Source organism: Pseudoalteromonas sp. SG45-5, from assembly GCF_014164085.1.
Lineage (GTDB): Bacteria > Pseudomonadota > Gammaproteobacteria > Enterobacterales > Alteromonadaceae > Pseudoalteromonas > Pseudoalteromonas aliena.
In genome coordinates, this window is record NZ_JACJEM010000024.1 from 1 (window position 1) to 22,849 (window position 22,849).

Below are 22,849 nucleotides of genomic sequence, written 5' to 3' on the forward strand. Positions count from 1 at the left end.
CTTAAATCGTACCTTGAACTTGTTGAGTTAACAGGGCGTTGTATACGAGAGGACAAACGAGGGTATATTGAAAGTACACACTTACCCTTACTCGAAAGAGTCAATATTTCCTCTGAAAACTGGTTGAAACTCACCACACAATTTACACGCGTATTTCATGGTGCAGTAGGCAGACCAATCTCACAAGCAAGTTATTGTGAAAATTTAAACAGAAAACGGCGATCAAATATTAGTAACTGCGAGAAGTTACTCGCATAAAACGTACGACTTGGCAAAAAATGAACACTGCATCATGCAGCGTATTTTTATACGCCTAATTTAAACTTAAGAGTACAAATAACTTATTTACTGGATGAAATGAAAGTAACGCATTAGTAAAAGATAAATTTTTAACCTAAAAAGTAAATCTAATAATACACCCTTGCTTGTTGATTTAGAGTGGCTGTCTAGTTACCACTTTGCTGAGTGTCGTGGCTAAGTAACGATGCCTTTGCCCAAAACGAATAACGCACGGATTATCCTGTCCATTCCACAAATGGTTATCTTAAAAATTTCGCAATTAATTAGGTTAATATCTATCCTAACCACCTCAAATAAGCCACTTAAACACCTATAATATCTTTCAAAATACTAATTAAAATAATACCAACTCCTCTTTTTATCTTTCGCGTAAAATTGAAGTAACCAATTGAACCAAAATAGGAACTCAGCTATGGTTTGTTTATCAATAAAAACAAATAAAAAAACGAGTAAAACGACAGGCTCGTTATATGCCAGTTTTATAAACGGGTTGTCACAATCAATCAATAGGGTGAAGATATGAGCATGGAGTATAAAACAATCAATTTAAAGTTTAAGAACCGTTGGACGAACTCAGAATTAAATACCGATGAATTAGATGTAGCAATTAATGCACAGGTTTCAGCAGGGTGGGATTTTGTGAATGTTAGTATATCTACATTGTTTGGCTATCCTCAATCCGCTTTGTGTGTTTATAAAAAAGAAAAATAGCATTGGTTGATTAATCAATAGTTGGCATATAACCGGGTAGCCGGAGGCATCTAACCATCGGTCCCGACACCACCCATCATGCGCTTTCTATTAGTAGGAAGTGCTATGGGCGGTTCATCTCCCATAATGAATATTGATCCAAATATCCCTCAATGACACTAAACCTTGTGACGCTAAGTAGTCATTGCCTTGCGAAATGTTTATTTCTTTTGTTTTGAGCTTCTACAAGTGCCTACTTTTGGTACGGTTGATACCACACGCTATGACGAGCCGCTCGCTAACACCCACTTTCATTAAGTATAATAAAGTTGACACCCACTCTTACTATTACATAAATCGCTAATTAAAGTATAATAAAGTTGACACCCACTCTTACTATTACATAAATCGCTAATTAAAAAGTATAATAAAGTTGACACCCACTCTTACTATTACATAAATCGCTAATTAAAACAGTGAAATACAGGATTCAAAACAAAATTACAGTGACATCCAATCTAAATTTCCCTATAGAAATAGGGCGACAAGTGCTGTTTATTAAAAAATAGCAAACGACTCGGCTGTATTACCCCTGATTCCTTTAAGTAAAGTGCGGAATATTTAAGGGAATAAATGTATATTTCAATAAAGAAGGCGGCATAAATGTTATTAATAACTGCCGATACGTTAAGTAAGTTATACTCACCTTTCAAAACCTCACCTATTGAGTATTCGTGGATATCAAAGGCACCTGTATTGCATCAACTATTGATGAACATGGCCCAGTTTATGTATATCAAACAAAAAAGAATCTAATCCTCAGTTTTGATGGGAGAATTTATCAAAGCTGTACAAAATTAAATAATATTAACGGGTTAAGCCTTGCTTATACGCAAGCTATGATGGCTGCACTCTTTTTTATACCTAACCTAAAAACGGCAATGATAATGGGGCTTGGTGCGGGTTCAATAGCCAAAAGTCTTTATCATGCTTTTCCTTCCCTCATAATTCATACTGTTGAATATCGCCAAGCAGTTGCTGATATGGCAATAAAGTATTTTAAAGTCCCTATATCAAAACGTTTGTTGATTCATATTGATGATGCGGCAAACTACATGAAAAAAATCGGATAAAAACTGATGTAATTTTTTCTGATTTATACAGCGCACAAGGGATGGAGTCAGATCAAGTGCAATCATCTTACTTACGTGATTGTAAAAAAGCGCTTACTTTTGATGGCGTTCTCGTACTCAATATTTGCCATATGAAAGTTGGACAACGAGAGAAGTTTGACCAATTGCTTGATAAAGAGTTTGAAGGACACATTCTTAGTTTTATCATAGCAGGTGGTAATAAAATTATTTTTGCATTTAACAATAATATACCTTCATTGAGTAAATATGAATTATTTGATAAAGCAATCGCGTTACAAAGAATAATAAATGTACCAATGACACGTTATGCTGAACTGTTATTTAATCACGTTTAATAAAAACAAGTGACAATAACTTTAGTGGTTTAATTTGCAGCAGACGTTTGGTATTTAGGCAAGGCAGAGCCTATGGTGTTGTTCCCCATAAATAGGCGATAACGCAGCATAAATGCGCAAATATAAACAGAGTACTCATTTGGTAAACTCGATACAATATTCTGCCGCCTCCATTTGTATTTGCGTTTCATAAAAATCACTGGGTAGCTGTATATCATGTTGAAGGTGTTTTGCGCTGAGTGTTTGTATGTTCTTCATGAGTGTTTGGCGCTTTTTAATCCATTCATTTGGAAATATCGGATTATTGATAAGGTGCGATAAAGCCCTAAATTCAAAGTATATAGTTCTGCGTATTGCTTGGGCTTCCTGCCTTGCTGATGAATGAACTGTATTTACATGATGTATTATTACGTCTCCTGCACAGGCTGTAACATCTAAGCTCTTTAACTCCGAATTTGTTAACTGGCGTTTTATATCGCACACACTTAATGGGCTACAATGAGAGCGAGGGATCACCTTTAAAGCCCCATGTTCTGCTTTTGCGTCATCTAAATATATACCTACAGTTATAATTGGTGTTTGCGTACTTACGGGCATATCACGGTGCCAATCAAAACCGTGCGTATCTTGTGAATGCTTAATTACAATTGATTCATAGGTCGGTAAAGCGGGTTCACCAATTAAAGCTTCAACGTAATTCATGAGTTTAGTATGTGCTAATAAGCAAGCGAATTGAGGTTCAAATAGAAAAAGTGAATTGATACGCGATATATATGGAGTATCCGCATTTTGGGTGATGGCAATATTATCGAGTGATTGTCCTAAAAAGTAGTGTGACTTTGCCTTATCATCCAAATGCTGGCAAAAGTTTTGAAGTTTAGCAATTGTACTAGGTTCAATTAATTGTTTAATTAATACAAAGCCTTGTTGTTCAAACTGTTCTGATACCAAGTCAGTTTGCATATTAAAAGTTTCCTTTTAGTAATATCACACCAATATATTTTGCCAAAGTTTAATGGCGTTACTGCATTTAACTCATTTACTATTAATGACAATATTGGCTCAAAAGTGGTTTAATCTTGAAGTATGTAAAGTACTAATAAAGTCAGATTTATACAACGATACGCAGCTCATACTTATAGTACCTTGGTGTCTGTATTTAGTTAATAGATGATCAAAAATTGCTGTTACAGTACTATTAGATTGGGGTAATTAACACTTGCTATTTCGCCATACAGCTGAATAATCAAGCATATAAAAAGGAATACAAATGACTAATAAAATATTAGATAAAGGGGATCAATCGGCAGTAGATGAAATTATTGCTATAGGCTATCCAAAAAATACAGAATACCTAGAAGAGTTATTATCTTGGACATGCGATCCTAATTGGCCTATTGCTGGCCCAATATATCAATATTTTATTAAGCTTGGCAAAAATGAAGTCGAAAGGGTACTTGTTGCAGCAAGTAAAGCCGACAATGACTGGAGATATTCCCTTATTATTCAAATAATTTCCTGCTACGACGATGAAACATTGAATGAATGCATAAACGATTTAAAAAAATGGGCATCTGTAACAGGCTCCGATGAATGTGATTTTGAAGCAATACGTGTTTTAACAGACAGAGAACTGATCCCAGCCGACGAAATAGCGCTGATAGCAAAGAGAAACCTGTTTGTATACAACATCTGGATAAAAGAAACACTTGAGGCTGCAAATAGGGCTCTCTATTTACTTCCTTCAGGCGAACATAAGCTCTAAACTTTTATTCGCAATAGTATGATTATCATAAGAAATAGACAGAATGAGAATGAATTTAGTGTTATTAGAGTGGTGTAAACTACAGCAGCTCTAATAACATTAAGCTGAAACTATTTTAGTTACCCCAAGGGTTACTAGAATTAGAGCGTTGTTTACGATCGCGAGCACGTTGTTTAGTTTCTTTCTTTTCTATAATTCGCTTCGCATCAACAAAACTAAGTTCACATGGTTCACCAGGTTTATGATCCGCTGGGATAACACGGTCACGTGGGGGGAGTTCATATTGAACATCGTCAGGCTTAGGCAAGTTTTTAAGACGGTATAGATAAAAATTATCTACTTTCTCTTGTGCCCACTGTGTTTTACGTAAAAATTTAACCGCAGATTTTATATCGGGGTTATTTTTAAAACAGTTAAGTTGTAAATAAGCGTGCAGGAGTTCCCACCCGTATTGTTCAACCAGCTCTTCAACCACTTGTTCTAATTTTACGCCTTGCAGTGGGTTATTACTGAAAAGTTCTTGGTTGCTCATAGGTGTTACCTCGTTATTAAAATACAAATTGTATTATAAATTTAATAAGGAGGCTTTAACAGTGCAAATAGCTCAACTTTGGCAATTAACTACAACGCGACCTCTAATTTTACCTTCCATAAGTCGCTCTGCGTTATCAATTACCTGTTCTAGCGTTATTTCAGTCGAAATTTTATCTAAATAATCAGCGTTTACTAATTTAGCTAAACGATCCCATGCCTCGATCCTATCTGCTTTAGGGCGCATTACGCTATCAATACCAATAAGTGATACACCACGTAAAATAAAAGGTGCAACTGAGGCAGGTAAATCCATACCTTGTGCTAGTCCGCACGCTGTAACTACACCACCATATTTTAATGAAGCACAAATGTTTGCAAGTGTGTGGCTACCGACAGAATCTATCGCTGCAGCAAAACGTTCTTTTTGTAGTGGTTTACCGGGGTTCGAGAACTCATCGCGGCTAATGATTTGTGTTGCACCTAGCTTTTTTAAATACTCGTTTTGATCTAACCGTCCTGTTGCAGCGGTTACGTTGTAACCAAGTTGATTTAGTAAATAAATAGCAAAACTGCCTACGCCACCATTAGCACCTGTTACCAGTACCTCACCAGAATTTGGTGTAATACCTTGTTTTTCGAGCGCTATCACGCTTAGCATGGCGGTATATCCTGCAGTGCCTATTTGCATAGCTTGTTTTGGGGAGATCTCGGCAGGTAAGGGGATTAACCAGTCGCTATTAAGTGCTGCTTTTTGTGCAAGTCCGCCCCAATGTTTTTCACCCACGCCAAAACCGTTTAAAATTACGTTATCGCCGTTTTTAAATTCATCGCTGGTAGAATTTGTAACAGTACCCACTAAGTCGATACCAGGTACCATTGGGAAGCTTCGTACTACCGGCCCTTTACCTGTAATCGCCAAGCCATCTTTATAATTAAGCGTGCTGTATAGAACGTTTATAGATACGTTTTCGTTTGGCAACTCACTATTTTCGATAGTTGATAATGAGGCGCTGTAGTTATTATCTTCTTTATTAATAACAATGGCTTTAATTGGCTTATTCATGGGATATCCTTTTAGACCGATCGTCTTTTAACTGGCAAATAAAAACGCATTAGGTTAATAATGCGCGTAAAAACATTTCTGTATATAAAGTAAGTGGGGTATTTGATTTTGTGAGCTTGGCACGCATAACTGCGCCTTCCCAACCAATCCAAAAATATTCGCTCATTAGGTGTGTATTTACACTGTTTGCAACAGTGCCTTGTTGCTTCGCTTGATTTAAGCATTCTTCTACATGGTTTTGCCATGTGGTGTAGCTTTGCATTAATCTGGTTTTAAACTCATCACTCAAGTGATTGAGTTCTTGATTTAAATTACCTACTAAACAGCCTCGTTTGTAATCGTATTTTTTCATCCCTTTAATAGCACTTTGGGTAAAATTAACAATTCGCTCAAGTGGGGGGACATCTTCTTGCTGTAAATAATGGGTAAGCTTGGCAATAAAATAACAGTCGTACGCATCTACTAATGCAATACCGTAGGCTTCTTTACTTTTAAAGTAATGATAAAAAGAGCCTTTAGGTACAGCTGCTTTTTTTAAAATGGTATCTAGCCCTGTGGCGCTAAAACCAAATTCGGTTAGGGTTTCTAGGCCAGTGCGAATAAGTAACGCTTTAGTATCGGCATTATCTCTGGCTATTTTAGGTGGGCGACCACGGCGTACAGGTATTGATGTATTTTTGTTCATGAACTTATATTAGACCGATCGACTTTAAATAATCAAGTATAAAGTTAAATTGTTTAAAAATAGTTCATATTGCAATAAATCGATAATAAAAAATAATTGCAATAAAAGTGTCACGATTACATTTTTATTTGGAACTTACTCAAAACACACGAGTCGTAATTTATGTACTTAAGTACATTTTAGCGATTATTAAGTCGTATTTTATTTCGCATAAAACCGGTCAAATTAAATGTTGTATGACCACTTACTTTTTTAAATGTTAATTCATTTTTGCATCAGCAGCTTAGTTAAAGTCAAACACTTTAATTGCTTTTATGATTTGAATTTTACATTTTTATTAACTATTCATTAAATGTAGATTTCACTAATGCTACACAATATATAAATAAAAAGGTGAGGATATTACCGATGAAGAGACAGAAAAGAGATCGTCTAGAAAGAGCTCATTCTCAAGGTTTTAAAGCAGGCTTAGCAGGTCGCTCAAAAGAGCTATGCCCTTATCAACAAGTAGATCCCAAATCGGAGTGGTTAGGTGGTTGGCGTGAGGCGATAGAAAATCGCAACATGTACAAAACATAATAATCTATAATTGAATTTAAGCAAAAAGGCCTCCACGTTGGAGGCCTTTTTGCTTGTTCGCTAAATTTACAACCTAAACAGTTTAAGTTGAGTCATTTAAAACGCGCTAGTGTCTTGAAATAAGCCCACTTTTAAATCTTTAGCTTCGTAAATTACTCGGCCATCGACTTCTACAGTGCCATCAGCAACACCCATAAATAATTTACGTTTAATAACGCGTTTCATTACAAGGCGGTAAGTTACTTTTTTATTAGTTGGTAAAATTTGGCCAGTAAATTTAACTTCACCCACACCTAGCGCACGGCCAAGACCAGGTCCACCAGACCAACCTAAGTAAAAGCCAACTAGTTGCCACATAGCATCTAAGCCTAAACAGCCAGGCATTACTGGATCGCCTTTAAAATGACAATCAAAAAACCAAAGGCTGGGGTCAATATCAAGCTCAGCAACAATTTCGCCTTTACCATGAATACCGCCATCAGCTGTAATAGAGGTAATGCGATCCATCATTAACATGTTGTCGCTTGGTAAACGGCAGTTACCTTCACCAAACATTTCACCTTGACCACACAGGATCAACTCTTCTTTTGTATAGCTATTTTTAGGTTCCATAACACTTATCTTCGCTTAGAAATTGCCAAGTACTTTAGCGTACACTTGTACGCTAAACAACTCGGAGCAGTTAAAAAATCAAAATATTGCGCATTAAATCATCAATCAATCAACTCGATTGGTTTTTGCTCTATAAAACCGCGCAATTACAATCAGAAATCATTATAATTAGCGCTGTCTTATAACCAGTCTAAAGGAAGTTTATGATCCTTTTTGTTAACTCACTAACTGTGATTGATTTTTCTTACTTATGTAACAAACGTGGCGCCGTTGGCGAGAGCTGGATTGTTGATTTAACTTTGCACGGTAAACTTAATAAAGAGTCTATGGTTTTAGACTTTGGTTTAGTTAAAAAGCAAATTAAAGGCATTATAGATGAGTGTATCGATCACCGTTTAGCAATTCCTACAGGCCTTAATGGCACCGTGTCTGAGTTTGATGAGCATAAAACACTCGACTGCACATTTGGTGAAAACAACCACTTAGCGATGAGTGCTCCTCATCAAGCTTATTGCATGATTAACGCAGATGAAGTAACGGTTGAATCGGTGACTGACTTTTTAGTTGCCACAATTTTACCAAAGCTGCCAGATAACATTGAAAAAATTGAGTTGTCTCTTAAGCCTGAGCATAGCCAAAGTTTTTATTATCATTATAGCCATGGCCTTAAAAAGCATGACGGTAATTGCCAGCGTATTATTCATGGGCATCGCTCTCAAATAGGCATAAGCCTTGATGGTATTTCTATGCCGCGCTTACAAAAAGAATGGTCTTTAAAGTGGCAAGATATTTATCTAGCCACCAGTGAAGATCAAATTAACGCACCTGATTTAAAACACATTACAGCCAAAGTGGATGATGTATGCTTTGCCTATACATCGGCACAAGGCTATTTTGAAATGGCTATTAGCGAGTCTCGTTGCGACATTTTACCCGTAGATACCACTGTAGAATGTATTGCTGAACATGTAGCCGGCCAAATTAAAGCCCAATATCCTGAAAAAGCTGTAAAAGTGACCGCTTATGAAGGTGTCGGAAAAGGGTCAATTAGTTATGTTTAAAACACTTTTAGCAACAGCGCTTGTTGCCTCTGCTAGCTTTAGTGCTATGGCGCTTGAGCTAAAAGGGCATTTAACACAAGGCGGTTTAGTTACCGGTAAGCTTGAAAACGCAAAGTCAGTTAGCCTAAATGATGAAAATTTAAAACTATCGGCACAAGGTGATTTTGTGTTTGGTTTTGGTCGTGACACTGAAACTACTCACACTTTAAAATGGGTAGATAACAATGGTAAATCGTATTCACAGCCAATTGCTATTACTAAGCGCGACTACAAAATTGATAAAATTACCGGCGTAGCTAAAAAATATGTCTCTCCGCCAAAAGAAGTTAGTGCGCGTATAAGCCGCGAAGCAGTTGCTGTGCGAAAAGCGAGAGAAGTAAACTCTGATTTACTGTATTTTTTAGACCCTGTATTAAAGCCAGCAGAAGGGCGCATATCGGGTGTTTATGGCAGTCAGCGTTATTTTAATGGTGAGCCTCGTCGTCCTCATTTTGGTTTAGACATTGCAAATAAAACAGGTTCACCTGTGTATGCACCAATTAGCGGTACGGTGGTATTTGCTGAGCCTGATTTATATTACTCAGGCGGTACATTAATTTTAGATCATGGCCACGGCATTACCTCCACATACATACATTTGAGTAAGCTTGATGTAAAAGTGGGTGACAAAATTGAACAAGGCAATAAAGTAGCTGAAATTGGTGCAACCGGCCGTGTTACTGGCCCTCACTTAGATTGGCGTTTTAACTGGAAAGGCGAACGCCTTGATCCTGCATTATTAATGCAAGACACATTAGCAAACAAAAAGTAGAATTTATGACTGACATAAATCGCGATGCAATAATTGCACAGCGTATTAAAGATTCAACCACATCAGTAACAAAGACCGTATTTCCTGGGCGTACTAACCATCACAATACATTATTTGGTGGTGATGCACTGGCATGGATGGATGAGGTTGCATTTATAGCAGCGACTCGTTTTTGTCGTAAACCTTTGGTAACTATTTCATCTGATAGGGTCGACTTTAAAGAGGCAATACCAGCAGGTACTTTTGCAGAGTTAATCGCTAAAGTCGTACATGTAGGAAATACGAGCTTAAAGGTAGATGTAGATATATTGCTAGAAACAATGCATAAAGACGACAAGCATTCAGCCATTAGTGGTAGCTTTACGTTTGTTGCAGTGGATGATAATCACAGACCGACACCGGTAGTGTGCGATAAAATGATTTATGGTTTTGATTAATTTAAAGCTTTAAATACATGATAAAATAAATTTATATAAGCACCATAATTGGTGCTTATATAAAAAACCAAAAAGAACACATCATACTAAATTTATATTAAATATAATCTCAACAGCGATGTTAATATTAACGACTAAAGTAATCAGAATGGGAGCTATTAATTGATAGGGCTGAGAACTGTTAGCAGTGAAAAGGTATGCTTTAAACATACCTTTTCTCAAATAGAGCCTCAATTAAACGCACTAATATTTACATCAATACCACTTAAAGCACCATTGCCGCTATCCAACCAAATATTAGTAACGGTATATTAAAGTGCACAAAGGTCGGTACAACCGAATCCCAAATATGGTCGTGCTGCCCATCGGCATTTAAACCTGATGTTGGGCCAAGTGTTGAATCTGACGCAGGGGAGCCTGCATCACCTAATGCCCCAGCGGTACCGACAAGAGCGGCAGTGGCCATTACTGAAAAACCCAGCTCTAAACACAAAGGTACAAACAAGGCTGCAATAATAGGCACAGTTGAAAATGAACTACCAATGCCCATTGTGATCAGTAATCCAACAAGTAAAATAACGGCTGCAGCTATGGGCTTATTTCCATCAAATAGAGTAGCGGTACTATTTACTAAGCTCTCCACATCGCCAGTGGCTTGCATAACCGATGCAAAACCCTGTGCTGATATCATAATAAAACCAATCATCGCCATCATTGCAACGCCTTTGCTAAATATGTCGCCATTTTCTTCCCATTTAACAACACCAAATACGCTAAAAATTATTACACCGACTAAGCCGCCTAAAATCATTGAGCCACTTACGTTTTGTGCAACTAAAGAGGCGAGCACTGCAAATAAGCCAACTAGCATCACTTTTTTAGGATTCTCGACAGCCACTGATTTACTCTCAGTTGTAAGCGACTGTTCTTTGTAATCGCGGCGTTTACGATAGGTAAAAAATACCGCAATAAGTAAACCTATAAACATACCAATAGCGGGTATAATCATTGCCATCGGTACTTGGGTATTAACTATGCTTAAGCCGTTATCGACTAGATTTTTATGCAAAATCGAATACAAATAAATACCGCCAAAGCCATAAGGTAAAACCATGTAGGATGTGGCCAAACCAAACGTTAAAATACATGCAATGGCACGGCGGTCTAATCGAAGTTTATTAAATACCACAAGTAATGGAGGGATGAGAATAGGTATAAACGCAATGTGTACAGGTACCAAGTTTTGCGATGATACGGCGCAGGCTAAAATAATTAATAATATAAAATAACTCAGTACAGTTTCACTGCCGCTATCTTTAGCATTAACCTTAGCAAGTAATTTAGCAGCTAAAATTCGCGTTAAACCCGATTTAGAAATTGCTACAGCAAATGCGCCTAGCATGGCATAACTTAAAGCAATTTCAGCGCCGGCCGACAAACCGGAATTAAATGCATCTAGGCTTTCTTTTAAATCTAAGCCTGCAGTTAAACCTGCTACAAGGGCACTGAGTGTCATTGCCACTATGACATTTACGCGGACTAAAGTAAGCCCCAGCATTAAAATAACGCCTATAACAACCGCATTCATATTTTTCTCTTATTTGTGCTTTTAATTAATTTTATCAGATCTTTAGCCTGAGTTTTACGCTCTTTTGTAAATGGCGTTTTAGCATAACGTACTTGGTTAAATAACTGACTAAATTCGATGATTAATAGCCCAACTTCAGGTTTTTTTTGCGAAATATATTCAAGTTGCTGGTTTGGCGTTAAGTGCTCAGGTGCAATAACTTTATTTTTTTGCGCCCAGCGTAAAATATCAAGGTACTCTTTGACGATAGGAGGGGGTTTTGTTTTACTTTTTTGCGGCCAATTTAAATAAACAAAATAGCCTGCAAAGCTAAAACCAGCGATTAAAAGCACCATTAGAGGCACCAGCCAACTATTTTTACTACCAAAAAATGATTTTAAAAAGTCACTTTGCTTTTCGTCATCAAACCCTAAAACCCAGCTAGACCATTTATAATCTAGATTTTCAATCTCGAGTCTTAACCAATTAATAGCAGCAAAGTTACTTAACCTGACTAAACCAAAATCAAGATTACTTTTAAACTCATCATTAAGTTCATCGTTTTGTGAAAGAGATCCATTTAATCGTTCGGGGGCAACAACGGCGGTTGCATCAAAAATTATCCAACCTTCGTTTTCTAAATATACTTCTACCCACGCATGCGCGTCGTACTGGCGAACTGTTAGCGTATTATTATCTTGATTTAATTCACCGCCTAAATAACCACTTACTACACGAGCAGGTATGCCTGCATTTCTAAAAATATACGCAGCGGCGCTAGCATAGTGCCCACAAAAGCCACGTTTGTTTTCAAATAAAAACTGATCAATTGTATTATCACCACTCATAGGGGAAGGCGTAAGTGTGTATTTAAACTCTTTTTCTACAAAATACTGTAACAAGGCATTATAGAAATCACGATCTGAATTAACATGCTGCATTAAACCATTAGCTAATTCAGAGGCTTGGCTATTTTGTTTATGAGCAAGATACGTATAGCGTTTTTTTTCAAACGGCTCAAGCGCAGTACTTTCAAAGTCAAAGCTGCTGACATTGTATTGTAAACTTTTGGCCTGATAATTTTTTTTACGTAATATACCAAGCAAACTGTTGTTTACGTTTTTGCTATTACTCATTGAATAGGCCAATCCGTATAACCATTTTTGGGTAGCAGGCTCTGCAATAATCGTATAGTTCGCCAGCTTTTGGGTATTGTTTGTAACGCTTGGGCTGTTGTTAGATTGATTATTATATTTTAAATAGTCAGACGTAAGCCACGCATTGCCATTAAATTCGTCATGCACAATAGCTCGCCAATAATAAGGGGAACTGGGGGCTTGTTGATTAAATGTAGCTCTAAAAACTAATTCGTCAGAATTAGAAAGCTTTGCAATATCAAAGGGGTCTACCTGCTCAGAAAGCCCTGTTTTGGCTAGCTTTGGCCCTGGCAACTGCCAAAATGCAGGGATTTTAGGTAAAAATAAGAGTAAAAATATTGCCAGCGGCAATGCCATTAAAAATAGTTTACTACTTTGTTTTGAAACCATTTTTAAGTTGTGCTTTGACTCTAATAACCCAAGTACAGCAAAGTTTAGTATAAACAAACCACTTATAACTAAGGTTGTTATTATACTTTGGTTAAATAAATACGCAGACGAGAGAGAGAAAAAAGTAAGGGTGATAATAATATGATAATGCTTTTTTGTTTTAGCTTGTAGCAATTTAAAAATACTAGAAAGCAGTAACATAGCAACAAATAATATAACCGTATCGGACATTCCAACACTGTAAATCATTACAACTAGAGAAGAGCCAGCCAATATATTTGCAAGCCATGCATTGGGCTTTTTAGTGTTTCTAAAGGCGATTACAAAATTCCATACACATAACGTAGCTAGCACACTCACAAATGCAATGGGTAAATGTGCAATAAAAAACACAATTAAAAAGGCGTAGATAAAGCACAATGAAAAGTTAACTATTTTTTCATTTTTGATGTTATTCATAATACATCGCCATCATAAGCACTTAAGCATTCTAAACACTGCTGCTTGTGTTGTTGACCTGTGTTTATTTCTATCGATTTATTTGGCAGTTTTAACATAAAAGAGCTATTTTGCTCTGTGGCTTCACAGACTAAAAAACACAATTGGCTTAAGCGCTGTTCAGTGCCGCCTGTCATTAAATTAAAATCAAACAAAGCATTTGCTGTTTTAAAATCAACAAATTCTTTTACCAATAACTGTTGAGTTTTAGCATAGTGTTTCCAAGATACTCTATTTAGCCCCATCTCTGGCTGATGAATAACTAAATGTTCAAACTCTTCACTTCCGAATTTTTTTACTTTGCCATTATCGGCCTGTTCATCAAGTGAACTAACATGTGCATCACTGTGTACTTTTTCTAGCGATGGATAGACAAATACAGTTGCTTGAGGTTGAACGTAACTCCAAACAGTTACTAAACCAAAAGGGTAGTTACTAGCAATTTTAATACGCTGAAAAGCATAACGTCCACGTTGCTCATAAGGTAAATTAAGCGTTGCAGTAACGGCGGTGTTATTTATTTCATCAAGGTGACAATAAGTTTGAGTAATATCCTGATAAATAAGCGATATTGACTGGCACGCATGTGTACTTTGTAAAATAAATTGTGCGCTGGGTGTTTGCGCTGCAAAACTCGAAAACACATTTTTAAATGTGACTGTTAAGCCTCTTACGTTGCTATAACCCATTAAAATAGCTATTACTATTACTACAAACATAAGGTAGGACATTATTAAAATTAAATTATTTTGATAATTAATACCCATCACAAAGTTTAAAATAGCGACAACAATAAAGTACCAACCAAGAGACGACGGTAAAACATAAATAGTTTTATGTTCAAGCGTAATTGAATTTTTTAAATGCTTACTTTTCAAAAGTTTATTAAAAAAAGCACGTTTAAATGAGGTGTATAAAGTAGGGCGCTTAATCGATTTTTTTGGCATAAAATTTTATACCGGAACCGACACTGCTTTTAAAATATCGTTAACTTGCGATTCACCCGACTCATTATGCAGCCCTAAGCGATGTTGACACACACTCGTAAATACAGCTTGAACATCTTCAGGTAATACAAAATCGCGGCCATCTATAAATGCCCACGATTTTGCCGCTTTAGCAAGCGCCATACTTGCTCTTGGTGAAAGCGCCGCTGCAAATGCATTGCTACTTCGCGTAAAGTTAACAAGCTCAATGATATAATCAACAACTGGTGAACTTAAAGTTATTTGCTGAATGTGTGTTTGAATCTGCGCTAATTGTTGCTGATCAATACGTTGTGGTAATTGAGTATAATCACGCTTTTGCATATTTAAAATTAAACGTTTTTCCGCCTCTTTTGGCGGAAATCCCAAGCTAATACGCATTAAAAAACGATCTAATTGGGATTCAGGAAGGGGATAAGTACCTGATTGATAAAGAGGGTTTTGTGTTGCAATAACAAAAAATGGGTTGGGCAGCGTATACTTTTTACCATCAACAGTAACTTGTTGCTCTTCCATTGCCTCAAGTAATGCGCTTTGTGTTTTAGGGCCTGCTCGATTTATTTCATCAGCTAAAACAACTTGGCTAAAAATAGGTCCTTTATGAAACGTAAAGCTATGCTCGCGTGCATTAAATACATTAGTACCTAGGATATCTGCGGGTAGTAAGTCGCTAGTAAATTGTATTCGCTGATACGATAAACCAAGCACAGCCGCTAAAGCATGCGAGAGCGTTGTTTTACCCATACCGGGTAAATCTTCTATTAGTAAATGGCCTTCGCTAAGTAAACAAGTAAGTGCCAATTTAATCTGTTGTTGTTTACCAAATATAACACTCGATAAATCGTCTATAATTGTTGCTACAATACTGCGCATGCTAACCTTTTTCATACCAACTAGTCTATAAGTTCGAGCCGCTTCATTACGGTGTCTACTTTTTTTGCGTTAAATGGTTTTGCAATAAATCCTTTTGCACCTAGCTCCCACGTGTTTTGTACGTTTTCAAAACTGTTATGGCCAGAGCACATTACAACGTGTGCCTGTGGGTAAGTTATATTTATAAATTCTAAAATATCGGTGCCATCAGAGTCCGGTAAATCAACATCTAAAAAGATAACATTAGGCGACTTTTCATCAATAACCGGTTTTGCTGAGCTAAAATCTACGCTTTCTAAAATATCTTCATAACCTAACTCGGTTAGAATTTGGTTTAGATAATCACGTATTTCTTTTACATCGTCAATGATGAGGATAGGCTCAAGCGGGCGAACAAATTCCATATGTAGGTTACTTCTATTTTTGAATACATCTAAGTGCTTTAATACTAAGCTAACCCCATCATAAGCTCAAGAACGTTGCTTAAAAAACACTAATAAATAAACTGTTCATAGGTTTGACCAACAGCTTATTTTTAAAGGATTACCTGCTTTTATATCTCCTACGAACTTTAAATTACCTTAAATAGCACCTTATTTTAATTACATAATCATATGAAACCTAGGTGTTTTTTATTAAGGAATGGTATATTTATAACTGTAAATAACAAAAACGTTATTGATAATTAGATACTAAAAAATTTATATAGCAGCAAATAGAATTAAAATTATGTAATGAAAATAAAGACTTAGTTTTCTTTCTATTCTAAGAGGTTTACGTGGTAAAGCTATCAAATACAGAAATTAGAAAGCTCGATGATGCAGCCAGAGCAGGGTGGCTGTATTATGTTGGCGGTAAAACACAAGATGAAATAGCTAAAAAGCTAAATGTATCTCGCCAATCGGCACAAAGAATGGTCGCATTATCAGTTAGCCAAGGATTAATAAAAGTTAGGCTCGATCATCCTATTGCAAAATGTATGGATTTGGCCGAAAAAATAAAAAGCCGTTTTGGGTTAGATTCGTGTGAATTCGTGTGAAGTTGTACCGAGCGATCCGTCTGAACCTTCATCTACATTAGGTTTAGCTCAAGCTGGCGCGGCAGAAATAGAACGTCATTTAAAATCAGAACAACCTAAAGTCGTTGCAATGGGAACCGGCCGAGTTTTACGTGCATGTGTAGATGAACTAAGAACCGTTGATTGTCCGCAGCATAAAATTGTAGCAATGCTGGGTAATATGGCTTTGGATGGTTCGGCTTCACCTTATGATGTTGTAGTAAGAATGGCCGAACATACCAATGCAAAACATTATCCAATGCCATTGCCAGTTTTACCAAGAAGCATTGAAGAAAAAGAGCAATTACACGCACAGAAAAATATAACTGGCAATTTAAAACTCGCTAAAGACGCCGATGTAACATTTGTTGGTATTGGTAGCTTAGGTGAAAAATCGCCGTTACATATAGATGGTTTTATTGATGCACAAGAACTTACAGAATTACAAGATCTTGGTGCTGTTGGCGAAATGATTAGTTGGGTGTTTGATAAAAACGGTAAGCTTTTAGATTGCACAGTTAATCAGCGTGTAGCAAGTACGCCATTAAAAACAAATGCTAACAAACAGATCTATGCGATAGCTGCTGGCGAAGAAAAAGTATTGGCCATTTTGGGCGCAGTAAGGTCAAACATGATCAGTGGATTAATTACTAACGAATATACAGCTGAGCGCTTATTAAGTATTGGTTGAACAATTTGAAAATAAAGCATCTGTATTAGTAATACTTGTTATTGTAATAAAACCACTTAATGTCCGATACCGTCTAGTATTGGACATAGTGAGGGCGCATTTAAGCGCTCTTATTATACATGTAACAACTACCTATAATTTATATTATGTTAAATAAGGTGTTTTACGCCATATTGGCGCGTATTCCCAGTTCAAGCAAAACCCCCATCGTAAGCCCTGTTTTTATATGTTTTCTCTTTTTGGTGATTATTCGTTTATTTGGATTGAAAATAATTTATCAATCTAAAAAAAGAATGGAAAAACACAAAATAATTTATCTCGATGATCTCATTTAATTATTTTTTGCCGGATTTAGGTATTTATTTATTGGACTACTTATTATGGATACATTTAAAAATTTATTATTTCGTGCTGGTTTCATGAATTTTGGTAAATTAGATCGTAAAGCAACTATGGAATTTTTGCTTATAAACTCAGAACGTACTTTAGAGCGCTGGGTAAGCACAAACAAACCCTGCCCACGTGCTGTGCGAATGCTTGAACAACGAATAAATGGTGGTATGTCTTTACATAAAGATTGGGATGGTTTTTATATTTGCCGTGAAGGCTATTTGTGGACACCGCGCGGTAAACGCTACGAACCTAGCTACTTAAACAAAATAGATTTTTTGCAAAGCTCAGTTCGCTATCATGAAAGCCATGTTAAAACGCTACAACAAAAAATAGATCATTTGCATGAGCTAGTTGCGGCCAGTGATACCCTAAGAGCCATTGGTAATGATTTAATTAAAATGTCTGATGAGTTTGCGCTCAAAGATATAGTATTGAAGTATGGCGATAAGAAAAGAGCTTAAGCTTTTAAGTAATTAATCTAGCATAAAAGTTATAGCAAATGCCCTATTGGTAATTGCTATAACTACTGAAATTAATATTCATTACGAGAGACGAACCGCCCATTGCATATCCTGTTAATAATAAGCGCATGATGGTTGTCAGGGGCTGGAGGTTAGAGACCTCCGGCTCCCCGACTTTGTGAACCAACTTTACTCTTTTGTTATAATGAACTGTCTTAGGCATCGGTTTTGTTCAACACTAATATTTCCATTATTTTCTTTTCCATGACACAAGAAACTAGAACCATCTTTAAGGTCACAATTTATTAAAAGGTTCTTTTTAGGTTGTTCACAGTCTGAACTAGAGCAAGTTACATAATCATTTACATCTATGGATGTGAACCTTTCTATATTTTTTATCTCATTATATTTCTTTTCTGTAACAATAAATGTCAAAACAAGTTCCTTTTTAAGATTATTCACTAAAATGTGAAATATTGGGAGCGAAGCGAGTAATTTATCCGAGTGCAGCGTCTTGTTAAGCCATTGCATCTAGTTCTGCATGTGTTAAATACAAGCCTTTATGATCACCATTTATCATTTCGGTAAGTGATTCGCGTAGATTTTCATACTTTGCATTTGTTTCAAAGTCTGGTGCTGTAAGGTGAGTAAAAAGATTATAGGGTTTATCTTTTACAGGTGATTCATTCAAATAATAACCTTCAAAATCAGGATTATGAACTACTGTCTGAACACGACCATCAGTTGTATCAGCAAGCGTTCGAATATTTAAATTAATGGTCCACATGCCATTAGCGGCTCCATCTTTTCTAAGCTTGGTATCTAAATCATGAACCGCGATGGCGTTCGCATTAAATTGATTGAATATCTTTATGAATGTAGGAATATTAGCCTTTCCTCGGCAGTTAATTACACAATAACTGCCTTCTAATCCACTTTTTTCAATAATGTACTGATATGCCAAATATTCAGTGTCTCCTTCAACAAGAATTGAGTTTGGATAGAAAAAGAACTCATTCACTGTTGGGCAGCAGCGATTTAACATTTTAAGATTATCCCTTTCATCTGGACTGAAGTGTGCTTTATCTGTCTGAAAGTAATAAACACCTTTCTGGGAATTGGACACCTTGATAAGCGTGGTATGATCTTGTGTTAAATCAATAAATACTGGTGAGTGTGTAGTACAAATAACTTGCCAGCCAGCGATATCAGCTAAGGCATAAATTGCTTTTCTAGCAGCTCTAATAATGGATGGATGGAGATTTATTTCTGGTTCATCAATCAATAGCACCTTGGGCGTTTCGTTTTTAATTACTTTTGCTCCTTTTTTAAACATCCCCTCGCTACACAGAGCGTTTATCGCTGACCATAGAAATGCTCTTTTTATGCCCGTACCTTGATGCTCAAGCGACGATTGATGATTACTGGACTTAATAAAGAATTTACTCCCATCCTTAATGGCATCTTCTGCTTTAAACTTACCAACTCCAGTTTCAAAACTTACAGTGGCACCTTGAAATAGCTTATTTAATTCTACCTCTATCTTACTGCTCAGCTGCCCAATACTTCCTGATAACTCTTTATCTACTTCCTTCGCGAGCTTTTCAATTTCTGCAACAATTCCAGCAACCTTGCTTTTATCGTCTTTCAATTTTTTGGCTGCATTTTTTGATGCCAAGTCTTTTACCACTTTTTCTAACGCATCATAACCATCATTAGGGTTTAACCGAATTGGTGTTGGCAATCGACTTTGTAATAGAGTGTTCCAGCCACCTGCGCCACCTTTCTTCCATTCATATGTTTTATTGCTAAAACTGTATTTAACGCCGCTTTCGTCTGGAGCTTCCCAGCGGATTTGGAATTTTGCACAATCACCAAACTCTGGATCGTTTTGCAAATACCATTCTTGTCCTAATGTATCAATATCGTCTTGCGTCACGTCATTAAATACACCAGTGATTATGATAGGATTTTCATCACTTCGCCCATGGAAATGGTCAATACTAAGCGAACTCCCCATAGAAACATACGCTTCATAAGCATCAAGTATTGTAGATTTACAACTATTATTTGGGCCTACTAATACAACAATATTGTCGATGAGTATTTTAATCTCATTGTTGATACCTTTAAAATTTGAAATAAGTAAAGCAGATAGTTTCACGTGAATATCCTTATATATGTGGCTTAACAGTTTTATCAGAGGACACTTTCCTATTTTTACGTGAAAACGTCCCTCTTCAGGCTCTGGCACTATAGGCTCTTCATATGTCAGCCACCAATGATAAAGAGTTTCGAGTTCTTGCTTTGTAGATCGAGTAATTTCATCAACATCCCAATTAGTGACTTCAAATAGCCTCTCTTTTTCGACTGTGTCTTTTAGTAACTGAAAACAAGCATGTAACATTACAGTGTCTTTATCGCGCCATTCTTCATTTAAGCTTTCTATTTTTAATTTATTACTAGGTTCCATAATATCCCACAATATGGCGGCTTTGAAAAAATTATATAGCTTAACTTTATAAATATAAACAGGTGTTTATAAACGATGGATTTTACTTGTTTTTTAATGCAAGCTTACTGGTAAAGGTAATTATTTGACTTTTAATTAATTAAAAAGGTAACTGCCCTACTTCCATATTTTCTTTATGTTAACAGCGATTTAACCATTTCGATTAATACACTTTGCTTCACTGGTTTTAATAAAACGCTATCAAAACCTAGGTTGAGGTATTCACTATCACTGGCTCCATTTTTATTTGCAGTATGCGCAATAATTTTTGTTGAAGCTGGGTTGATGTGTTTTTTCAGTTTTAGCATGGCATCAGTGCCTGTAAACTCAGGCATAACAATATCCATTAAAATAATATCGTAATTGCCTTGGGATACCATTAGCATGGCTTCAATAGCACTTGGCGCAAAATCAATATTAAAATTATGCTCTGCAAGCATCGCTCTAATCACAATTTCAACTAAAGGGTCGTCATCAACTAAAAGTATATTGTGGTTTTTTTTTTGCACAGAGTGTTTAAATTTTGTTGCAATATCAACCATGTTAGTTGGCGTTTTTTTAGTTTTAGGCGTTGTTGTTACAAGCTCAAAAACATTATTTATAGTGGGGCTAATCAGCGGGATCACTAAAGCCGTGGAATTGATGGTTTTTTTATGCAAGTGTTTGATGGCTGAAATACTATTTGCTCCCAATATTCGACTGAACAGTTAATAAGCTCCCCAACATAGTTAGGAGTACTTAGTGGTAAAACATCTAACGTTTAACTTCAGGAGTATTTCAGCAATTTTTAAGCCAAAGTTTTTGCTTAAAATATTGATATTTATTAATAAGATAATAAAGTATCTACACTATTACAAATATAATTCGCAAAATGCAACGCCATATGCAAATAAGTTGTCTCTATAATATGGCGTTTGTATCACTTATTACAAGTTTTAGGTTGCACAAATAAAAGCGCACTTGTTAAGTAAGTTAATGTAAAGCTGGCGTAAATGGAATGCTTTGGCAAATTTTTGCTTCAGCTACTAGTAATTCTTCTAGGCGAATATCAACGTCTTCTTTGTCGAAATATTCGTAAGCCAGTTCAACAAATAAGTTTTTATGCTTTTCTTCTGAGGCAGCAATCGCAGCATAAAACTCTTTTTCTTTTCCTTCTGGCAAGGCTTGGGCAACTAAAGAAAAGCGTTCATGGCCGCGTGCTTCAATTACACCACCAACGAGTAATCTATCCATTAAAAATTCATCACGACCGTTTCTAAATAAGCTGCGGATTTGTTTAATGTATGGATCTTTTTTGTCGTCACCTAAGTTTACGTCGCGCTCCATTAAAATTTTAAGCACTTCTTTGAAATGAATCATTTCTTCAAGTGCTAGATCTGTCATGGCTTTTACCAATTTTCGCTTATCTGGGTAATGCGACAACATAGACATGGCCATGCCAGATGCTTTTTTTTCAGCGGCGGCGTGATCTTGTAAAAAAGTATTAAAGTCAGCAAGGACAACCTCGGTCCATGCAAATGGTGTGTGGTATTTTAATTCAAACATCTTCTATACAACTTAAATAACAATGCGGCGATTTTACCGTATTTGATTTAAAAAATCTTGTAAGGCAGTAATTTATCTATGCGTCCTTTGGCCGTAGATTCTACTTTTAACGGGTGTTTAATATCATTCCATGCGGTGACTTTACCGCCCATATTCATTTTTTCAAAATCAGTTTTATCACTTTCAAGTGCCAAAAAATTACACAGCTGTTTGTAACTGTGTGGCTTTGCTATATCAATAGATAAAAAGTCTTGCTGACGATTTTTAAAATACGTTTGAGCACTATTAAAGTGCGTGTTGTAACAGTTTGTTAAATAGTTATCGTCGTTAATGTTATGCAGTGATAATTCACTAAAGGTATTTAAATAACAGCGTTTTATATGGATATTAAAGCCCCCGTCTGTACGGGTTAAATTAGTGTGCATACGCGTTAAAAGTTGTTTTATTGAAGGAAGCCAAGCTGTAAGCTCTCGTTCTATATAGATAAATTTAGAATGGGGAAAATGAGTATCAAGCGTTTTAAAGTCATTAAATATGGGAGTGTCGGCAATGGCGGTGGCATTTTCAAAACAAGCATTAGTATACGCAGTATGCGCTGTTGTAATACCGAGTTCTAAAAATGCGTGGCACACACTGGTTGTGCCGGTACGCGGTAAGCCTATTATAAATATTTTGCTCATTAACTTTTCTTTA

General features: G+C 36.3%; 21 protein-coding genes and 3 pseudogenes. 10 read left to right on the top strand and 14 right to left on the bottom strand.

Annotated elements, in window-relative coordinates:
• From H5119_RS09550 to H5119_RS09560, 3 genes and pseudogenes are all read left to right on the top strand, one after another.
• Positions 1-258: pseudogene (locus H5119_RS09550) on the top strand (hypothetical protein); the annotation flags it as partial.
• A 561-nt stretch (positions 259-819) separates the two neighbouring features.
• The gene (locus H5119_RS09555) at positions 820-1,011 is read left to right on the top strand and encodes a DUF4177 domain-containing protein (RefSeq protein ID WP_182702058.1); all 192 of its coding nucleotides are present in this window, start codon (positions 820-822) and stop codon (positions 1,009-1,011) included.
• 713 nt (positions 1,012-1,724) lie between these two features.
• Positions 1,725-2,479 (top strand): annotated as a pseudogene (locus tag H5119_RS09560) (spermidine synthase).
• Between the two features lie 135 nt (positions 2,480-2,614).
• Here H5119_RS09560 and H5119_RS09565 read toward each other — a convergent pair.
• The gene (locus H5119_RS09565; protein ID WP_182702059.1) at positions 2,615-3,442 is read right to left on the bottom strand and encodes a phytanoyl-CoA dioxygenase family protein; all 828 of its coding nucleotides are present in this window, start codon (positions 3,440-3,442) and stop codon (positions 2,615-2,617) included.
• A gap of 307 nt (positions 3,443-3,749) precedes the next feature.
• Here H5119_RS09565 and H5119_RS09570 point away from each other — a divergent pair, with 307 nt between their 5' ends.
• Positions 3,750-4,244: a DUF5071 domain-containing protein gene (locus H5119_RS09570; protein ID WP_182702060.1), complete on the top strand. Its 495-nt coding sequence runs from the start codon at positions 3,750-3,752 to the stop codon at positions 4,242-4,244.
• A 115-nt stretch (positions 4,245-4,359) separates the two neighbouring features.
• Here the strand turns inward: H5119_RS09570 and H5119_RS09575 are convergent, their stop codons facing one another.
• From H5119_RS09575 to H5119_RS09585, 3 genes are all read right to left on the bottom strand, one after another.
• On the bottom strand, positions 4,360-4,776 hold the full coding sequence (locus H5119_RS09575; RefSeq protein WP_077537918.1) for a VF530 family DNA-binding protein: 417 nt from the start codon (positions 4,774-4,776) through the stop codon (positions 4,360-4,362).
• Between the two features lie 72 nt (positions 4,777-4,848).
• The gene (locus H5119_RS09580; protein WP_182702061.1) at positions 4,849-5,841 is read right to left on the bottom strand and encodes an MDR family oxidoreductase; all 993 of its coding nucleotides are present in this window, start codon (positions 5,839-5,841) and stop codon (positions 4,849-4,851) included.
• 49 nt (positions 5,842-5,890) lie between these two features.
• Positions 5,891-6,526: a TetR/AcrR family transcriptional regulator gene (locus H5119_RS09585; RefSeq protein WP_182702062.1), complete on the bottom strand. Its 636-nt coding sequence runs from the start codon at positions 6,524-6,526 to the stop codon at positions 5,891-5,893.
• 408 nt (positions 6,527-6,934) lie between these two features.
• On the opposite strand from H5119_RS09585, the gene rmf reads away from it, so the two are divergent.
• Positions 6,935-7,105 (top strand): ribosome modulation factor, encoded by a 171-nt coding sequence (rmf, locus tag H5119_RS09590; RefSeq protein ID WP_002960897.1) that lies wholly within the window; start codon positions 6,935-6,937, stop codon positions 7,103-7,105.
• Between the two features lie 96 nt (positions 7,106-7,201).
• Here the strand turns inward: rmf and fabA are convergent, their stop codons facing one another.
• Positions 7,202-7,717 (bottom strand): bifunctional 3-hydroxydecanoyl-ACP dehydratase/trans-2-decenoyl-ACP isomerase, encoded by a 516-nt coding sequence (fabA, locus tag H5119_RS09595; RefSeq protein ID WP_002960896.1) that lies wholly within the window; start codon positions 7,715-7,717, stop codon positions 7,202-7,204.
• A 203-nt stretch (positions 7,718-7,920) separates the two neighbouring features.
• On the opposite strand from fabA, the gene H5119_RS09600 reads away from it, so the two are divergent.
• The 3 genes from H5119_RS09600 to H5119_RS09610 are packed head-to-tail and all read left to right on the top strand — an operon-like array spanning position 7,921 to position 10,026.
• Entirely contained in the window at positions 7,921-8,778 is an 858-nt protein-coding gene (locus H5119_RS09600) for a 6-carboxytetrahydropterin synthase (protein ID WP_138585267.1), read from the top strand.
• A complete protein-coding gene (locus H5119_RS09605; protein ID WP_182702063.1) occupies positions 8,771-9,589 on the top strand; it encodes a M23 family metallopeptidase in 819 nt (272 codons plus the stop codon). Before H5119_RS09600 ends, H5119_RS09605 begins: the two co-directional genes overlap by 8 nt.
• A 5-nt stretch (positions 9,590-9,594) precedes the next feature.
• The gene (locus H5119_RS09610) at positions 9,595-10,026 is read left to right on the top strand and encodes an acyl-CoA thioesterase (protein WP_077537913.1); all 432 of its coding nucleotides are present in this window, start codon (positions 9,595-9,597) and stop codon (positions 10,024-10,026) included.
• 265 nt (positions 10,027-10,291) lie between these two features.
• On the opposite strand, the gene H5119_RS09615 is transcribed toward H5119_RS09610, so the two are convergent.
• The 5 genes from H5119_RS09615 to H5119_RS09635 are packed head-to-tail and all read right to left on the bottom strand — an operon-like array spanning position 10,292 to position 15,901.
• Positions 10,292-11,614 (bottom strand): Na+/H+ antiporter family protein, encoded by a 1,323-nt coding sequence (locus H5119_RS09615; RefSeq protein WP_182702064.1) that lies wholly within the window; start codon positions 11,612-11,614, stop codon positions 10,292-10,294.
• Positions 11,611-13,599, bottom strand: a complete 1,989-nt coding sequence (locus H5119_RS09620) for a DUF3488 and transglutaminase-like domain-containing protein (protein ID WP_182702065.1) — start codon at positions 13,597-13,599, stop codon at positions 11,611-11,613. Before H5119_RS09620 ends, H5119_RS09615 begins: the two co-directional genes overlap by 4 nt.
• Positions 13,596-14,585, bottom strand: coding sequence for a DUF58 domain-containing protein (locus H5119_RS09625; RefSeq protein ID WP_182702066.1), 990 nt, complete (start codon positions 14,583-14,585; stop codon positions 13,596-13,598). The genes H5119_RS09620 and H5119_RS09625 overlap by 4 nt, the downstream gene beginning before the upstream one ends.
• A 6-nt stretch (positions 14,586-14,591) precedes the next feature.
• Entirely contained in the window at positions 14,592-15,497 is a 906-nt protein-coding gene (locus H5119_RS09630; protein WP_182702091.1) for a MoxR family ATPase, read from the bottom strand.
• Between the two features lie 20 nt (positions 15,498-15,517).
• Positions 15,518-15,901, bottom strand: coding sequence for a response regulator (locus H5119_RS09635; protein ID WP_182702067.1), 384 nt, complete (start codon positions 15,899-15,901; stop codon positions 15,518-15,520).
• A 374-nt stretch (positions 15,902-16,275) separates the two neighbouring features.
• Here H5119_RS09635 and H5119_RS09640 point away from each other — a divergent pair.
• Both H5119_RS09640 and H5119_RS09645 read left to right on the top strand, forming a co-directional pair.
• Positions 16,276-17,245: pseudogene (locus H5119_RS09640) on the top strand (sugar-binding transcriptional regulator).
• Positions 17,246-17,625: 380 nt separating this feature from the next.
• The gene (locus H5119_RS09645) at positions 17,626-18,099 is read left to right on the top strand and encodes a DUF3653 domain-containing protein (RefSeq protein WP_182702068.1); all 474 of its coding nucleotides are present in this window, start codon (positions 17,626-17,628) and stop codon (positions 18,097-18,099) included.
• 517 nt (positions 18,100-18,616) lie between these two features.
• Here the strand turns inward: H5119_RS09645 and H5119_RS09650 are convergent.
• The 4 genes from H5119_RS09650 to H5119_RS09665 form a co-directional block, all read right to left on the bottom strand.
• A complete protein-coding gene (locus H5119_RS09650; protein WP_259399625.1) occupies positions 18,617-20,572 on the bottom strand; it encodes an ATP-dependent endonuclease in 1,956 nt (651 codons plus the stop codon).
• Positions 20,573-20,745: 173 nt separating this feature from the next.
• Positions 20,746-21,237 (bottom strand): response regulator, encoded by a 492-nt coding sequence (locus H5119_RS09655; RefSeq protein WP_310737443.1) that lies wholly within the window; start codon positions 21,235-21,237, stop codon positions 20,746-20,748.
• Between the two features lie 346 nt (positions 21,238-21,583).
• Positions 21,584-22,156, bottom strand: a complete 573-nt coding sequence (locus H5119_RS09660) for a tRNA-(ms[2]io[6]A)-hydroxylase (protein WP_182702069.1) — start codon at positions 22,154-22,156, stop codon at positions 21,584-21,586.
• Between the two features lie 47 nt (positions 22,157-22,203).
• Positions 22,204-22,836: a sulfotransferase gene (locus H5119_RS09665; protein ID WP_182702070.1), complete on the bottom strand. Its 633-nt coding sequence runs from the start codon at positions 22,834-22,836 to the stop codon at positions 22,204-22,206.
• Positions 22,837-22,849 lie beyond the last annotated feature (13 nt).

Bases quoted from the DNA above. Each gene is read 5' to 3' on its own strand.
- H5119_RS09610 (WP_077537913.1), top strand. From the start codon at position 9,595: ATGACTGACATAAATCGCGATGCAATAATTGCACAGCGTATTAAAGAT.
- H5119_RS09625 (WP_182702066.1), bottom strand. From the start codon at position 14,585: ATGCCAAAAAAATCGATTAAGCGCCCTACTTTATACACCTCATTTAAA.
- H5119_RS09605 (WP_182702063.1), top strand. From the start codon at position 8,771: ATGTTTAAAACACTTTTAGCAACAGCGCTTGTTGCCTCTGCTAGCTTT.
- H5119_RS09580 (WP_182702061.1), bottom strand. From the start codon at position 5,841: ATGAATAAGCCAATTAAAGCCATTGTTATTAATAAAGAAGATAATAAC.
- H5119_RS09555 (WP_182702058.1), top strand. From the start codon at position 820: ATGAGCATGGAGTATAAAACAATCAATTTAAAGTTTAAGAACCGTTGG.
- H5119_RS09660 (WP_182702069.1), bottom strand. From the start codon at position 22,156: ATGTTTGAATTAAAATACCACACACCATTTGCATGGACCGAGGTTGTC.
- H5119_RS09600 (WP_138585267.1), top strand. From the start codon at position 7,921: ATGATCCTTTTTGTTAACTCACTAACTGTGATTGATTTTTCTTACTTA.
- H5119_RS09565 (WP_182702059.1), bottom strand. From the start codon at position 3,442: ATGCAAACTGACTTGGTATCAGAACAGTTTGAACAACAAGGCTTTGTA.
- H5119_RS09635 (WP_182702067.1), bottom strand. From the start codon at position 15,901: ATGGAATTTGTTCGCCCGCTTGAGCCTATCCTCATCATTGACGATGTA.
- H5119_RS09645 (WP_182702068.1), top strand. From the start codon at position 17,626: ATGGATACATTTAAAAATTTATTATTTCGTGCTGGTTTCATGAATTTT.
- H5119_RS09615 (WP_182702064.1), bottom strand. From the start codon at position 11,614: ATGAATGCGGTTGTTATAGGCGTTATTTTAATGCTGGGGCTTACTTTA.
- H5119_RS09585 (WP_182702062.1), bottom strand. From the start codon at position 6,526: ATGAACAAAAATACATCAATACCTGTACGCCGTGGTCGCCCACCTAAA.
- fabA (WP_002960896.1), bottom strand. From the start codon at position 7,717: ATGGAACCTAAAAATAGCTATACAAAAGAAGAGTTGATCCTGTGTGGT.
- H5119_RS09630 (WP_182702091.1), bottom strand. From the start codon at position 15,497: ATGCGCAGTATTGTAGCAACAATTATAGACGATTTATCGAGTGTTATA.
- H5119_RS09665 (WP_182702070.1), bottom strand. From the start codon at position 22,836: ATGAGCAAAATATTTATAATAGGCTTACCGCGTACCGGCACAACCAGT.
- H5119_RS09620 (WP_182702065.1), bottom strand. From the start codon at position 13,599: ATGAATAACATCAAAAATGAAAAAATAGTTAACTTTTCATTGTGCTTT.
- rmf (WP_002960897.1), top strand. From the start codon at position 6,935: ATGAAGAGACAGAAAAGAGATCGTCTAGAAAGAGCTCATTCTCAAGGT.
- H5119_RS09570 (WP_182702060.1), top strand. From the start codon at position 3,750: ATGACTAATAAAATATTAGATAAAGGGGATCAATCGGCAGTAGATGAA.
- H5119_RS09575 (WP_077537918.1), bottom strand. From the start codon at position 4,776: ATGAGCAACCAAGAACTTTTCAGTAATAACCCACTGCAAGGCGTAAAA.
- H5119_RS09650 (WP_259399625.1), bottom strand. From the start codon at position 20,572: ATGGAACCTAGTAATAAATTAAAAATAGAAAGCTTAAATGAAGAATGG.